2 protein-coding genes, 1 tRNA gene and 1 pseudogene are annotated in these 1,578 nt (G+C 76.4%); 2 read left to right on the top strand and 2 right to left on the bottom strand.

Going from position 1 to position 1,578, the window contains the following annotated elements; all coding sequences use genetic code 11:
- Positions 1 to 185, top strand: a pseudogene (locus tag J7523_RS20345) (glycosyl transferase); the annotation flags it as partial.
- 33 nt (positions 186 to 218) lie between these two features.
- Here the strand turns inward: J7523_RS20345 and J7523_RS20340 are convergent.
- A complete protein-coding gene (locus J7523_RS20340) occupies positions 219 to 782 on the bottom strand; it encodes a hypothetical protein (protein ID WP_291890609.1) in 564 nt (187 codons plus the stop codon).
- A gap of 135 nt (positions 783 to 917) precedes the next feature.
- Here J7523_RS20340 and J7523_RS20335 point away from each other — a divergent pair, with 135 nt between their 5' ends.
- Entirely contained in the window at positions 918 to 1,316 is a 399-nt protein-coding gene (locus J7523_RS20335; RefSeq protein WP_291890607.1) for a hypothetical protein, read from the top strand.
- Positions 1,317 to 1,367: 51 nt separating this feature from the next.
- Here the strand turns inward: J7523_RS20335 and J7523_RS20330 are convergent.
- A tRNA-Arg gene (locus tag J7523_RS20330) sits at positions 1,368 to 1,443 on the bottom strand.
- Positions 1,444 to 1,578 lie beyond the last annotated feature (135 nt).

Raw genomic sequence — 1,578 nt, 5'->3', positions numbered from 1 at the left:
GCACCGCGCAGGCCCTGGCGGAGAAGGAGGCCCTGTGGTCGCAGATGCGCGCGCAGGACCCCGAGCTGTACCGCAAGGTCCGCTGGTCGGGCCTGGGGCAGATGTGCAACCTGCCCGGTGCGACGGGGCGGCGCGTGTCGGTGCTGGCGTACCGGGTCGCGCAACGGGCGATCGGGTTCAGCTGACGGGTCGGCTCGGGCTGGGCTGGCCGGCCGGTGTCAGCTCACCCGTCGCCGCGCGTGGCGGTCGAGCTCGCGCGCGAGCTGAGGTCGCACGACGCGTCCGCGGGCCCACGCCGTCCACCCGCGCGCCGAGACCTGCACCCACCGGTAGTTGACGACCTCGACGACCGTGAACGCGGCCGTGCCCGCGGCGACCGCCGCAGCGCGCGTGCCGACGTCCGGTCCTGCCCCCGTCACCGCACCGAGCGCGAGCGCCGCGAGCACGGCGAGGGCGACGACGCCGCACGCGAGCAGCGCGGCCTCGGTGACCCGCAGCCACCGCAGCGGCACGTGCCCGCGCGCTCGGCGCCACCAGAACGCCGCGGCGACCAGCAGCGCGACGCCCAGCGCGCCCGCCGCTGGCAGCAGCACCACCAGGTCGCCCGCCTGCGAGCGCGCGAACCACACGAGCAGCGGCGGCAGCAGCAGCCCGCTCACGGCCTCGCCCGACGCGAGCTGCCCGAGCTCGCGGCGCACCGCGGCGGGGGAGCGCCGGACGCCGCGGCGCGCGGGCGTGGGGGCGTCGCCGGTCGTCGGGGGGGCGGCTGCGGGGTCGAGCACCCGGCCACCCTGCCACGTCCCCGCAGCACGGAGGTTCCGGGCCGCCGCTCGCGCGATCCCCGCGCGGCTCGCCCCTGAGCGGTGCGGTCGCCGGGGCCTGACGTCGTCCGGACGGCTCGGCTACCCTCGGCGGGCGTGAGCTCCGGACTCGTGACACGTGCCGTGGCCCTCGTCGTCCTGGTGGTGCTCGCAGGGTGCGCGTCGCATCCGCCGATGACGCACGTGGGCCCCTCGCTCCCGTCGACCGCGTGCGGTGACGCCTTCGCAGAGATGAGCCGCGAGGTCGGGGAAGGAGCCGCGGCGGATCTCTCGACTCCTCGGGGACGTGAGATCGAGAGGATCGCGCTCGAGCGCTGCACGAGCGCGGAGGAGTGGATCGCGGGCGCCATCCAGCACCCCGGGTCGGTCGGCGTCTCGGACGCCTCGGCGATCGACGGCTCGGTCCTCGCCCTGCGGTGCGGTCCCGAGCGGCCGGAGCTTCGCGACTCCCCGGTATGCGTAGACGCGATCGCCACGGGCGTGGTGCCGCGCTGAGCCATGAACGGCGACGGCCGCATCCCGGACGGGATGCGGCCCTCGCCGTGGTGGTGCGCCCGAAAGGATTCGAACCTTCGACCTTCTGCTCCGGAGGCAGACGCTCTATCCGCTGAGCTACGGGCGCGCAGCGAGCACCGAGACTACCAGCCCGCGGGCGGGTGCTCCGACCCGCGCGCGGGTGCGCGCGTCAGGCGTCCTCGAGCAGGCCCGACAGGTAGGCGCTGGTCTCGGTCGCGGCGCGCTCGGGGTTGCCCGCGAC

Origin of the sequence: Cellulomonas sp. (assembly GCF_017744555.1) — a bacterium.
Taxonomy (GTDB): domain Bacteria; phylum Actinomycetota; class Actinomycetes; order Actinomycetales; family Cellulomonadaceae; genus Cellulomonas.
The sequence above is the reverse complement of the archived record's forward strand: the minus strand, read 5'-3'. Positions and strand labels throughout refer to the sequence as shown.